The sequence below is a fragment of the Sinorhizobium sp. NFACC03 genome (assembly GCF_900103435.1).
In the GTDB taxonomy this organism is placed as follows: Bacteria; Pseudomonadota; Alphaproteobacteria; order Rhizobiales; family Rhizobiaceae; genus Ensifer.
The window spans coordinates 42,615-55,756 of sequence record NZ_FMXF01000038.1 but is presented as its reverse complement, the minus strand read 5'-3'; the positions used below and the strand labels follow the sequence as shown (position 1 = coordinate 55,756).

Annotated in this window: 7 protein-coding genes and 1 tRNA gene; 2 read left to right on the top strand and 6 right to left on the bottom strand. The window is 60.9% G+C overall.

The genetic code is table 11. The annotated features are described in order from the left end of the window. The 3 genes from BLU35_RS30425 to BLU35_RS30415 all read right to left on the bottom strand — a co-directional run. A partial coding sequence (locus tag BLU35_RS30425) for a phosphoketolase family protein (protein ID WP_093235869.1) occupies positions 1-1,763 on the bottom strand: 1,763 nt, incomplete at its 3' end. 211 nt (positions 1,764-1,974) lie between these two features. Further along, positions 1,975-2,640, bottom strand: coding sequence for a CBS domain-containing protein (locus BLU35_RS30420; RefSeq protein WP_093235868.1), 666 nt, complete (start codon positions 2,638-2,640; stop codon positions 1,975-1,977). Between the two features lie 209 nt (positions 2,641-2,849). Beyond that, positions 2,850-2,925, bottom strand: a tRNA-Ala gene (locus tag BLU35_RS30415). A gap of 464 nt (positions 2,926-3,389) precedes the next feature. Between BLU35_RS30415 and adhP the strand changes: the two genes are divergently transcribed. Together adhP and BLU35_RS30405 are read left to right on the top strand one after the other, a co-directional pair. Further along, the gene (gene adhP, locus BLU35_RS30410; RefSeq protein WP_057250256.1) at positions 3,390-4,415 is read left to right on the top strand and encodes an alcohol dehydrogenase AdhP; all 1,026 of its coding nucleotides are present in this window, start codon (positions 3,390-3,392) and stop codon (positions 4,413-4,415) included. A gap of 205 nt (positions 4,416-4,620) precedes the next feature. Then, positions 4,621-6,969, top strand: coding sequence for an ethanolamine ammonia-lyase (locus BLU35_RS30405; protein WP_057250258.1), 2,349 nt, complete (start codon positions 4,621-4,623; stop codon positions 6,967-6,969). A gap of 245 nt (positions 6,970-7,214) precedes the next feature. On the opposite strand, the gene BLU35_RS30400 is transcribed toward BLU35_RS30405, so the two are convergent. The 3 genes from BLU35_RS30400 to BLU35_RS30390 form a co-directional block, all read right to left on the bottom strand. After that, a complete protein-coding gene (locus BLU35_RS30400; RefSeq protein WP_093235866.1) occupies positions 7,215-11,018 on the bottom strand; it encodes a vitamin B12-dependent ribonucleotide reductase in 3,804 nt (1,267 codons plus the stop codon). Positions 11,019-11,799: 781 nt separating this feature from the next. Further along, entirely contained in the window at positions 11,800-12,603 is an 804-nt protein-coding gene (locus BLU35_RS30395; protein ID WP_057250261.1) for a DUF72 domain-containing protein, read from the bottom strand. A gap of 41 nt (positions 12,604-12,644) precedes the next feature. Continuing rightward, positions 12,645-13,097 (bottom strand): GNAT family N-acetyltransferase, encoded by a 453-nt coding sequence (locus tag BLU35_RS30390; protein WP_057250263.1) that lies wholly within the window; start codon positions 13,095-13,097, stop codon positions 12,645-12,647. Positions 13,098-13,142: the final 45 nt, after the last annotated feature.

Sequence of the window (13,142 nt, the reverse complement as noted above, 5' to 3'; positions counted from 1 at the left end):
CGCAGGCAATGGTCGGTGACAGACAGCAGCGTGTTGGCATCCGGCGGCAGGTAGACGCGGATGACGTCAGCCTTCTTGTTGACGACGTGATCGATGAAGCCGGGATCCTGATGGCTGAAGCCGTTGTGGTCCTGCCGCCAGACATGGGAACTCAGGAAGTAGTTCAGCGACCCGACGGGCCGGCGCCAGGGAATTTCGTTGCAGACTTTCAGCCACTTGGCATGCTGGTTGAACATCGAATCGATGATGTGGATGAAGGCTTCGTAGCAGGAGAAGAAGCCGTGGCGGCCGGTCAGCAGATAGCCTTCGAGCCAGCCCTGGCACTGGTGTTCGCTGAGCACCTCCATGATGCGGCCGTCCGGTGAGAGGTGGTCGTCCTCCGGATAGATTTCGGCCATGTAGCAGCGATTGGTGACCTCCAGCACGTCCTGCCAGCGGTTCGAGTTGTTTTCATCCGGACTGAACAGGCGGAAGTTCCTGGCGTCCATGTTGGATTTCATCACGTCGCGCAGGAACTTGCCCATGACGCGGGCCGCTTCCACATTGGTCCCGCCGGGACGGGGAACCTCGACGGCATAGTCCCGGAACGCCGGCATCTTCAGGTCACGCAGCAACAGGCCGCCATTGGCGTGCGGATTGTCGCTCATGCGGCGATGCCCCGTTGGCGCGAGCGCTGCGATCTCCGGCTTCAGCCGGCCTTGATCGCTGAAAAGCTCCTCGGGGCGATAGCTCTTCATCCATTGCTCGAGGATGCGGATGTGCTCGGGCTTGTCCATCTCGCCCATCGGCACCTGGTGCGCCCGCCAGTAGTCCTCGCATTTCTTGCCGTCGATCTCGGGGGGGCAGGTCCAGCCCTTCGGCGTGCGGAAGACGATCATCGGCCAGGCCGGCCGCTTCAGATTGCCCCTCACGCGGGCATCGTCCCAGATCCGCCGGATCTCGGCCATCGCCGTATCGAGCACAGCGGCGAGTTGCTGATGCACGCTTGCCGGATCATGCCCTTCGACGAAGTAGGGCTTGTAGCCCATGCCCTCGAAGAACTTCTGCAACTCGTCGCGCGGAATGCGGGCGAGGAAGCACGGATTGGCAATCTTGTAGCCGTTCAGGTGCAGGATCGGCAGCACGCAGCCGTCGCGGGCAGGGTTCAGGAACTTGTTGCTCTGCCAGCCTGTCGCAAGCGGCCCGGTCTCGGCCTCACCGTCGCCGACCACGCAGGCGACGACGAGGTCCGGGTTATCGAAGGCGGCACCGTAGGCATGGCTCAACGCGTAACCGAGTTCGCCGCCCTCATGGATGCTGCCGGGCGTTTCCGGCGCCACATGGCTCGGGATGCCACCTGGAAAGCTGAACTGCTTGAAGAGCCGCTGCATGCCCTCGGCATCTTCACCGATGTTCGGATAGAACTCGGTGTAGGTCCCTTCGAGATAGGCATGCGCCACCAGCGACGGCCCGCCGTGCCCCGGCCCGATGATATAGATCATGTTGAGGTCGTCGCGCTTGATCACGCGGTTGAGATGCACATAGAGCATGTTGAGGCCGGGCGACGTGCCCCAGTGGCCGAGCAGGCGCGGCTTGATGTGTTCGCGTTTCAGCGGCTCGCGCAGGAGCGGATTGTCGAGCAGATAGATCTGGCCGACAGAAAGGTAGTTCGAGGCGCGCCAATAGGCGTCCATCAGGCGGAGTTCGTCTGCCGACAATGGCGTTGTTGAATGCGAGCTCCCGGATGCCGTCTCTTTCATCGATACCGTTTCAGGCGAAACCATCTGAACCTCCCGATCATTAGGACATTGCCTGGATTTCTCCGACTTGCAGTCGTGCAAGCCACTGCAGTCTCTTGAATTCGCTACGGTCGTTGCTGTTTGCCGGCGACGGGCAGAATGATGGAACACCTGTCTTCGGACGACAGCGGCTGGGATCGTCTTGCCAACTCGGTGTCGCGAACACCTGCGTGTCGCGGCACAATTAAAAGGGGCGCTATTGCGGATATGGTTCCGAGAAATGCTCGACCACGCCCCGAACGCCGCGGACATTTTCGGCAACGATCCGTGCGGCCCTCCGGCACTCGGCCGTCTCCACGTTGCCCCAGAGATGAACGATGCCATCGGTCACGGCGACCTTCACATCCAGACCTTCGAGGCCGGTGTTCTCGCCGAGGCGCACAAGAATGCTGCGCCGGATCGCTTCATCACCCGCGGCCGTCTCGTCCTGCTTTGCTGACAACACCGCCTGCAACAGATCGGCGCGGCTGACGATACCGACCAGCACGCCGTTCCTGAGAACGGGAAGGCGCTTGATGCCACGTTCCTGCATCAGCGCCGCCACCCGCGCGAGCGGCGCATCCTCGTCGATGGTAACGGGATCGGCTGTCATGGCGTCGCCCACCCTCCAGGAGGATCGGCGTATATAGGCGTGGGCCCTGTCATCGGCCGCAAGCGTCACGTCCGCCAGCGGTCCGCCGCCACCGAGTTCCGTCCGCCGGATCAAGTCGCCCTCGCTGATCAACCCAATGAGATGGCCTTCATCGTCAACGACCGGAAGGCCGCTGACGTGATTGTCGAACATAATCCGGGCTGCCTGTCTGACGCTGTTGTCAGGCGAAAGCCTGACGATCTTTGTCGTCATCACATCTTTGACGCGCATGTCGATCCAACTCCGAAAAGGACCTTGGTACCGTCATTAGCGGGCGTAAGGTAAACCTATCGCGGCGGTTCGACAACCTGTTCGTGGGGGAGATGTTCGAGTTGGGCGCTGGCGCTGGCAGAACCCATGCTGCAGCTTCTAGTCGAGCGCAAACACTCGTGCACAGCCCGATTGGATTTAACTAGCTCTCGGCGCGCGCGGTTGTGTTCTGGTGGAGCCGAAGGGAGTCGAACCCTCGACCTCCGCAGTGCGATTGCGGCGCTCTCCCAACTGAGCTACGGCCCCATTACATCCAGTCAACACGACACGCGCCGAGCATGTCAATACACTTGAGACGACGCGCCTGGTTGGACATCATTGCGCGAAGCGACGCGCTCGATCGGTTCGTCGGGCGATCCGTTTCAAAACCGTTTCTTCGAAAGTAGCGGGCAGACGCGCCATTTCCGCTCGGGGCCCTCATCGACGCGCGCCGCTGTATGTTACAGTAGGTCACGCCCCCAAGCGCGGGGAGCCATTGTCGAACTATGCTCGCGGGTTTACGCTGATGCGTAACGAAAGCACCGCCCGAACCTCGCTGAAATTCTGGCGGTGCGTGTCAACGATGAGATGACGCCCGAATCCCGGCCGCGAACGTCCATGGCGCCCGGATGAATGTGGAATTCTTCTGTATCCGACATGGGCGCCTGCCGGCTCCGCACTTCCCTTAATGGGCCTCTCCGTAGGCCCGGCGATTTGGAGGAGGATTAGCAATGGCCCAGACGATGAAGGCCGCCGTCGTTCGGCAGTTCCGCACGCCCCTTGTGATCGAGGAGGTGGCGGTGCCGACGCCGCAACCTGGGCAGATCCTCGTCAAATATGAAGCAACGGGCGTCTGCCACACCGACCTCCATGCAGCAAATGGAGACTGGCCGGTAAAGCCTAGCCCGCCGTTTATTCCGGGACACGAGGGCGTCGGCTATGTTTCGGCAGTGGGTGCCGGTGTCAAAAGAGTGAAAGAGGGGGACAGGGTCGGCGTTCCCTGGCTTCACAGCGCATGTGGATACTGCCCGCATTGCCGCACCGGTTGGGAAACACTGTGCGCATCACAGTCGAACACCGGATATTCCGTCGACGGAACATTTGCCGAGTATGGACTGGCGGATCCCGACTTCGTCGGCAGCCTGCCCACCGGGCTCGAGTTCGGCCCTGCTGCGCCGGTTCTTTGCGCCGGAGTGACCGTTTACAAGGGATTGAAGGAAACGGAAGTCCGCCCCGGCGAATGGGTCGCCGTCTCCGGCATCGGTGGCCTTGGCCACATGGCTGTGCAGTACGCAAAGGCGATGGGCATGCATGTCGTCGCCGCGGACATCTTCGACGACAAGCTGGCACTTGCAAAGCAGCTAGGCGCCGACATTACAGTCAACGGCAAGGCGAAGGATGCCGTAGAGCAGGTAATCAAGGCGACCGGCGGCGTGCATGGGGCGCTCGTAACTGCGGTTTCACCTGCTGCAATGGAACAGGCGTTCGGATTCCTGCGATCACGCGGCACGATGGCGCTCGTCGGCCTTCCCCCTGGGATGATCTCCGTGCCGGTATTTGAAACGGTGCTCAAGCGCATAACGCTGCGCGGATCGATCGTCGGCACCCGCCAGGATCTGGAGGAATCGCTGCAGTTTGCCGCTGAAGGCAAGGTCGCGCCGCATTTCTCATGGGACAGCCTCGAGAACATCAATGAGATCTTCCACCGGATGGAGGCCGGCAAGATCGACGGGCGCATCGTCATGAGCCTGCAGTAGCTGGCCCAGCCGTGCCCGTCCGGTCGAGAGGCCCCGCTTCGTTTCCGCCAAAGGAACGGTGCCGCATCGATCGATGGGAATAGCGGGCCCATGCCCGGAGTGGAGAATGTATTGCGCACCCAAACTGCGCGCCTCCTCAAATCGCCGTCCTCACCAGGGCCGTTTGGCGAAATGCCCGGAGACCTTTTGCAGAAAGGAAATGGCAATGAGCAAGGGCATGTTCTCGGATCAGCACGGTCTGTCCAGACGAGATCTCCTGCTGGTGGCAGGGACTGCGGCGGCCACGCTCGCCACATACAGCCAGGCTGCCCGGGCAGCACCGGGCGGAGGCACCCTTGTGATCGATGAGGTGAAGCAGGGCGAGGACGTCTTTGCCTATATCAGCAGGATCAAGGGCGGTTTTGACGAGACGACCTATCGGCAGGTGCTGGGGTGTGCGAACGCGTTCAAGGAAGGAGATCAGACGATCGGGGTGGTGGCGGAAAATGACACATCGCGAACGAACGCCCGGACCCTTCTGGCAAGCACGAAGATCGGAGACCTTCACCAGCGCCCGCTGCTTGAGGACGATCTGCAAAGGCTGATCTGGCAGACAACGGACCAGGCCCAGCACGAAAAGGTCAAAGACTGGACCATGGGCCAGCTGAAGGAGTTTCTCCTGACTGCATCGGAAGAAGAGATCAAAGGCATCATGAATGGGCTGACCAGCGATACGATCGGTTGCGTGCCGAAACTGATGAGCAACGAAGAGCTTATCTCCGTCAGCCAAAAGATCTTCAACGTCATGCCCGGCACCAAGTTGGGGGCCAAGGGGTATATGGGCGCGCGTATTCAGCCGAATTCGCCAACCGACCACCCCGACGACATCATGTGGCAGGTCTTCGACGCATTCTCCTATGCGACTGGCGACATCGTCATCGGCACCAACCCGGTGGACAGTACCGTCAACAGCGTCGTCACGGTGGAACGTGCCCTCAAGGATATCGTCGATACCTTCAAGCTTGTTGACGTCATTCCCTGGTGCGTGCTCGCCCACATCGACGTTCAGGCCGAGGTGAGCGAGAGCTTCCCCGGAACGGTTTCCACGGTGTTCCAGAGCCTCGCAGGAACGGATGATTGCAACAAGATCTTCGACATCACCAATGAGAAGATCCTGAAATATGCAAGCGCGAAGGCAGGGGAAAGATATGGCCTCTACTTCGAGACCGGGCAGGGCTCGGAATTCACCAACGGCGTGGCAAACGGCGTCGACATGATGGTGCTTGAGTCTCGAAAGTATGGCTTCAGCAGAGCGGTCAGCATGGAGCTTGCGAAGGTGCAGCCCAAGGGCGCATGGCTCCATGTCAACGATGTTGCCGGCTTCATCGGGCCGGAGGTCTTCAAGAGTCGCGAACAACTCGTACGGTGCTGCCTCGAAGACATGGTCATGGGCAAGCTCCATGGGCTGACCATCGGCCTCGATATCTGCACCACCCTGCATATGACTGTCAGCCTGGACGATCTGGATTGGTGCCAGGACCAGATCATGCCGGCCAATCCGGCCTACCTAATTGCTCTGCCCACCAAAAATGACCCGATGTTGAGCTATCTCACGACCGCGTTTCAGGATCACGTGCGCGTACGGGAGAAATTTGGCTTCAAGGTCAACGATGCGATGTGGGATTTCTACAAACGCATCGGGATCGTCGGCAACGACAACAGCTACACGTCAAACTACGGGGATCCCCTCTGGGTCTACTATCAGTACCGCCTCGCCAAGGGTGACAAGCGGCCAAAGGAAACTGTCTACGCCGAAGGCAGGCAGATGATGATGGAGGTCGAAGCGAGAGGCGTCGACCTGGCGACGGGCCACGGAGAGAAGATCTGGGATCTCAACCCTGCGCTCGCGACGAAAGTAAGGGGTCTATATGACGACGCCAAACAATCTCTTTGGGCCGAACTTACGCCGGAGTTTATCGCTGCCGTGCCCGGCGTCGTCCCGGTTCGCACCCTGTCCAAGGACCGAAACGACTACATTGCGCACCCGACCACCGGTGAAACGCTGAGCCCGGATTCCATCAAGGAGATTGAGCGGGTAAGGGCTTCGTGGAAGGCCGACATGCCCAAAGGTCAGATCGTCATATCGGACGGTCTCAATGCCAAGGCCATCATGGATGACGGGCATCTAGCGCCTTACCTCGAAGAGATGCGAAGGTTGCTTGGAGACGCCGGTGTCACGGTGAGCGACAAGAACATCCTGGTGACCAGCGGCAGGGTGCGGGCCGGCTACAGGATCGGCGAGATGCTCTTTAAGGATGCCGACCCCAACAGTTTCCGCGGAATTCTCCACATCATCGGCGAGCGGCCCGGAACCATGCACCACGCCTACTCGGTCTATATCACCGTCGCCAAAGGCAAGCGTTGGGCTGAGAAGGACATCGATCACGACATGACGAAACTGGTCAGCAACGTCGCCGATACCGCGCTTGCACCTAAAGAGGCGGCGAGGGAGACCCTGACCATCATCCGGGAGATCATCGGCAAGGATGTGAACGGCAGCCGACGATATGGATGATCGCGCATCGTGCTGCAGGACAGCAGAGCGGTATCTGCCGTGGGAGCGGCAACAGCGGCGTCAGCTTTGCACACAAGCACGACAGGACGCGCTGACTGACCGAGTCACGTCCCATCCACGAAAAAACCCAGGGGCACGGCTCAAACGCCCCTGGGCAAAATTCTGGTCGGGGGACAGTCACGCGTTCCATGAAAACCGCGTGACTGATTGATACGTCACCACAACCACCATCTCGGTGGAGCAGGTTAGCTGCAGCCGCTCGTCGCACCGCAGGTGTCGCACTTCTCGCAGGTGCCGTTGCGCACCATCGTGAAGTTCTGGCACTCGGTGCACATGTTGCCGGTGTAGCCCTGCATGATCGAGCGGGCGCGGCGCTCGGCCTCCACCTTTTTGGCGTCCGTCTTGGCCGATGCCGCTTCGGCGGCTGCCTTGTCGGAGAAGAGAGCCGTCACTTCCGTAACCGTCTCAGCCGTTTCCTCGGCAATCTCTTCGGCCAATTCCGCCGCACGTTCTTCGTAATCGCGCTTGAAGGCGACGATTTCGGAGGTCGCGATGGCGGTTGTCGTCTCGATCTTGCGCACCGTGTTGCCGGCGATCGCCGTTACGGTTGCGCCAGAAGAGGCGCGGGCAGGAGCAGCCGTTGCCGAGCCCTTCGGCTCGCCGGCGCGTTCGGCCGTGCCACCGACGATGGTCGGCTTGTAGCCACGGGTCCAGCCTGTCGAAATCAGGTTGGTCTTGCCTTCCTGGATCCCCTTGCCGAGCGCCGTGTTGCTGAAATCGGACGTGTCGACATGGGCGAGGTCGTGGCGGCCGAGATAGGAGACGGCGAGTTCGCGGAAGACGTAGTCGAGGATCGACGTCGCGTTCTTGATCGCATCGTTGCCCTGGACCATGCCGGCCGGCTCGAACTTGGTGAAGGTGAAGGCCTCCACATATTCTTCGAGCGGCACGCCATATTGCAGGCCGAGCGAGATGGCGATGGCGAAGTTGTTCATCATCGCACGGAAGGCAGCGCCTTCCTTGTGCATGTCGATGAAGATCTCGCCGAGGCGGCCATCACCGAATTCGCCGGTGCGCAGATACACCTTGTGACCACCGACAACGGCCTTCTGGGTGTAGCCCTGGCGGCGGTTCGGCAGCTTTTCGCGGGCGCGGATCACCTTTTCGATGACGCGCTCGACGATCTTTTCGGTGATGGTCACGGCCTGGGCGGCGGCCGGCGCCTGGATCAGATCCTCCAGCGCATCCTCGTCCTTGTCGTCCTCGATCAGCGAGGCGTTCAGCGGCTGCGACAGCTTGGAACCATCGCGGTAAAGGGCGTTCGCCTTCAGCGCCAGCTTCCAGGAAAGCATGTAGGCGTTCTTGCAGTCCTCGACGGTCGCCTCGTTCGGCATGTTGATCGTCTTGGAGATGGCGCCCGAGATGAACGGCTGGGCAGCCGCCATCATGCGGATGTGGCTTTCGACCGAGAGGTAGCGCTTGCCGATCTTGCCGCAGGGGTTAGCGCAATCGAAGACCGGCAGGTGCTCGTTCGTCAGGAACGGCGCGCCTTCAAGCGTCATCGCGCCGCAAACGTGGATGTTGGCTGCTTCGATGTCCTTCTTCGAGAAGCCCATATGGTCGAGGAGGTTGAAGTCCATCGCGCCGAGCTGCTCGTCGGTGACCTTCAGCGTGCCCTTGAGGAAGTCGGCGCCCAGCGTCCACTGGTTGAAGACGAACTTGATGTCGAAGGCACTCTTCAACGCGGCGTTGACCGCTTCGACCTTCTCGTCGGTGAAGCCCTTGGCCTTCAGCGTTGACGGGTTGATTGCCGGCGCCTGGTTCAGGTTGCCATGGCCGACGGCGTAAGCCTCGATCTCGGCGATCTGGCTTTCGCTATAACCGAGCGAGCGCAGCGCTTCCGGTACGGCACGGTTGATGATCTTGAAGTAGCCGCCGCCGGCGAGCTTCTTGAATTTCACCAGCGCGAAGTCGGGCTCGATGCCGGTCGTATCGCAGTCCATGACGAGGCCGATCGTGCCGGTCGGCGCGATGACGGTTGCCTGGGCGTTGCGGTAGCCGTGCTTTTCGCCGAGTTCCAGCGCCTTGTCCCAGGCGCTCATGGCGTGGATGACGAGGTCCTGGTCCGGATTGTCGCCATGGATGAGGGCGACCGGGTTGACCGAGAGCGCCTCGTAGCCGGTCGTCTCGCCATAGGCGGCGCGGCGATGGTTGCGGATGACGCGCAGCATGTTGTCGCGGTTCGGGGCAAAGCCCGGGAACGGACCCAGCTTCTCGGCCATTTCGGCCGAGGTGGCGTAGGAAACACCAGTCATGATCGCCGTCAGCGCGCCGGCGATGGCGCGGCCTTCGGCGCTGTCATAGGGAATGCCCGAGGACATCAGCAGGCCGCCGATGTTGGCATAACCGAGGCCGAGCGTGCGGTATTCGTAGGAGAGTTCGGCAATCTCGCGGGACGGGAACTGCGCCATCATGACCGAGACTTCAAGGACGACGGTCCACAGGCGGACGGCGTGCTCGTAGTCGGCGATGTTGATGCGCTTGGTCGCCGCATCCTTGAACATCATCAGGTTCAGCGAGGCGAGGTTGCAGGCGGTGTCGTCGAGGAACATGTACTCCGAGCACGGGTTCGACGCGCGGATCGGGCCGGCGGCCGGGCTCGTGTGCCAGTCGTTCATCGTCGTGTTGAAGTGCAGGCCCGGATCGGCGGACGCCCAGGCGGCGTAGGAGATCGACTCCCAGAGGTCACGGGCCTTCAGCGTCTTCATCACGCGGCCGTCCTTGCGGGCGGTCAGCTGCCAGTCGCCATCGGCTTCGACGGCGCGCAGGAAGTCGTCCTTGATCGAGACCGAGTTGTTGGAGTTCTGGCCGGAAACCGTGAGATAGGCTTCCGAATCCCAGTCGGTGTCATAGGTCTTGAATTCGAGGTCCTTGTAGCCCTGCTTGGCGAACTGGATGACGCGCTGGACGTAGTTTTCCGGAACCAGCGCCTGCTTGGCGGCGCGGATCTCGCGCTTCAGCGCCGGGTTCTGCTTCGGGTCGTAGCAGGCGTCGTCGGTGCCGTCGCAGTTGACGCAGGCCTTCATGATCGCCTTCAGATGCTTGGCGACGACCTTGGAACCGGTGACAAGCGCAGCGACCTTCTGCTCTTCCTTGACCTTCCAGTTGATGTATTCCTCGATATCCGGATGGTCGATATCGACAACGACCATCTTGGCGGCGCGGCGGGTGGTGCCACCCGACTTGATGGCGCCGGCGGCGCGGTCGCCGATCTTCAGGAACGACATCAGGCCGGAGGACTTGCCGCCGCCCGAGAGCTTTTCGCCTTCGCTGCGCAGATGCGAGAAGTTGGAGCCGGTGCCCGAGCCATACTTGAACAGGCGCGCTTCACGCACCCAGAGGTCCATGATGCCGCCTTCGTTGACGAGATCGTCAGCGACCGACTGGATAAAGCAGGCATGCGGCTGCGGATGCTCGTAGGCCGACTTCGACTTGGTCAGCTTGCCGGTGAAGGGATCGACATAGAAGTGGCCCTGGCCGGGGCCATCGATGCCATAGGCCCAGTGCAGGCCGGTGTTGAACCATTGCGGCGAGTTCGGCGCGACGCGCTGGGTGGCGAGCATGTAGGCGAGTTCGTCCTGGAAGGCGGAGGCGTCTTCTTCCGTGTCGAAGTAGCCGCCCTTCCAGCCCCAATAGGCCCAGGTGCCGGCCAGGCGATCGAAAACCTGGCGGGCATCGGTCTCGGAACCGTAGTGTTCTTCCTTGGGCAGAGCCTTCAGCGCATCCGTGTCAGGGACCGACCGCCAGAGGAAGGAGGGGACGTCGTTCTCCTCGACGCGCTTCATCTTGGCCGGAACGCCGGCCTTGCGGAAATACTTCTGGGCGAGAATGTCGGCCGCGACCTGGCTGAACTGAGCCGGAACGTCGATATCGGCTAGGCGGAAGACGATCGAACCATCAGGGTTCTTGATCTCACTCGTAGCCTTGCGGAATTCGATCTCCGCATAGGCGGATTGCCCGGCCTTGGTGAAACGACGTTCGATCTTCATTGTCCCTGGTCCTTCGTGTTGCCTAGCGCCCGCCACAGGCGCAATTGTCCCCGCCCGGCCGCGAGGGTCATCCCGCAGCCAGTCTCAGCTTCCGTCCTTGGAGAGAAACCCATAACTGGGTGACCCTGTATCTTGTGAGGTAGGCTGGCTGCAAGCACTAAATATAGTGTTAACAGCATCTTTATGCCAGCCAAATATTGCCCCAGCAGGCCCAAAAAATCGCACAGAAATCCTCACGGCGACCGCATGGTGAAATCCATGACTGCCGCCTGTCAGAACCGACGATTTGGTGAGATGAACCGGGCGCTAAACAATCCGGTCCGCCGCCGTCGCAACGTGAAATCCATTAACCGTGAATCGTCCGGGGGCGTCAAGGGGTGGTTTGTGACGGAAGTTTGAGCGCTAGATGTTGTGTGGACCGACTGTGGAAAACGGGGACATCGGCCAACCCCATGAAAATCAGGCACTTCCAGAGGTTGCCTGTGAGACTAACGCAACGGTCAGCGCCAGATCAAAAAATTGACGGGTAAAAAACCGCATAAAAACCATCCCCAACGGTACCCTCGGTTGCGCTTAGGAAAACGATATGGGGTGGCCGTGGTGATTCGCGCCTTACGCCTTGAGGCCGCTCGCCTTTTGGGTCGCGAACGGAGTATCGGCACTACCTATAGTGCTCTACACCATCCCGCTCCCGGCCGACGATACTGGCGCAGGTGCAAAGACTGGCAGGTTCGTGAGGGGTGAGCGGGATCAGCGGCACGCACTGATCCCGCCTTGGAACTCAATCGACGCGCTTCTGCAACTCGCGGGCACCATTCGGCGCATTCACCTTGCCCTCGGTGATGAAGTAGGCAAACACATCGCGCGGCTCTTTCTTGGCCTTGCGGTCCGGGGCGCTCTTCTCAAGCCCACTCGGTTCGTCGCCACTGGCAAAGCTCTTGGCGCGCTCGGCCCAGAGGTCGAGCTTGTCGGCCGCATAGCAGGTCTCGATATCGTCGCTGCCCTTCTGCAGACGCAGATAGACGAAGTCGGCGGTGACATCGGCGATCATCGGATAATCCGCATGTTCGGCGAGCACCACGGCAACGCCGTATTTCTCCAGCAGCGCCACGAACTCCAGAACCTGGAAGGTGGGATTGCGGACCTCGACCACATGGCGGAGCGGCAGCCCATCCTGTTTTGCCGGCAGAAGTTTCAGAAAACCCTCGAAGTCGTCAGGTTCAAACTTCTTCGTCGGCGCGAACTGCCAGAGGATCGGTCCGAGATGAGGCCCAAGCTCGGTCAAGCCCTGCGTCAGGAATCGCTCCATGGATTCACCGGCTTCCGAGAGAACCTTGCGGTTGGTGACGAAGCGGCTCGCCTTCAACGAAAAGATGAAATCCTCGGGCACTTCGGAGGCCCACTTGGCGAAGGTCTCGGGCTTCTGCGACGAATAATAGGTGCCGTTCACCTCGATCGCGCGAAGCTGCTTGCCGGCGTATTCGAGCTGGCGCTTCTTTGCCAGCGTGCTCGGATAGAAGGTGCCCTCCCAGGGCTCGAAGGTCCAGCCGCCGATGCCAACGCGGATCTTTCCGGATTTTGCCATGCCATCCTCCTCAACAACGGTCGTCGCTTGACCGCGTGCTTTCAGTCTTTGATCGATTTCGTCATGTCCACGAGTGTCCACCCTGGACGATAGGGATTGGGTCGGCGACCCGTTTCTTGAAATCCATAGGCGCGATAGAGCGCGATGTTTCGCTCCATTCGTGAATTGGTGTAGAGCCGCACCTCCGGCAAGCCCCACTCGACCGCCTTGCTGTCCAGGAATTTCAACAGTTCAATGCCCAGCCCCTGACCCTGACAGGCTGGCGCAACTGCAATGCTGAAAATCAGCAGGTGATCGGCGTGCCGCTCGAAAACGGCAAGGGCCGCGACAACGTCATCCTGCTCCCGAAGCCAAATCTCGCTGCGAAGAATGCGGGGCGCGTAGTCTTCGGTTACCGGGAGCGGCGGCCCGCCAAGCAGCGCCCGATAGGGCTCGTAGGCCGCCTCCGTGACGCTTTGCATCGCAGCCAGATCTTCCAAACGCGCAGGCCGCATCACAACGCGCTCACCTCTTCCGGTCGCTGATAGGCGCCGAGGCGT

Bases quoted from the DNA above. Each gene is read 5' to 3' on its own strand.
- BLU35_RS30420 (WP_093235868.1), bottom strand. From the start codon at position 2,640: ATGCGCGTCAAAGATGTGATGACGACAAAGATCGTCAGGCTTTCGCCT.
- adhP (WP_057250256.1), top strand. From the start codon at position 3,390: ATGGCCCAGACGATGAAGGCCGCCGTCGTTCGGCAGTTCCGCACGCCC.
- BLU35_RS30405 (WP_057250258.1), top strand. From the start codon at position 4,621: ATGAGCAAGGGCATGTTCTCGGATCAGCACGGTCTGTCCAGACGAGAT.
- BLU35_RS30400 (WP_093235866.1), bottom strand. From the start codon at position 11,018: ATGAAGATCGAACGTCGTTTCACCAAGGCCGGGCAATCCGCCTATGCG.
- BLU35_RS30395 (WP_057250261.1), bottom strand. From the start codon at position 12,603: ATGGCAAAATCCGGAAAGATCCGCGTTGGCATCGGCGGCTGGACCTTC.
- BLU35_RS30390 (WP_057250263.1), bottom strand. From the start codon at position 13,097: ATGCGGCCTGCGCGTTTGGAAGATCTGGCTGCGATGCAAAGCGTCACG.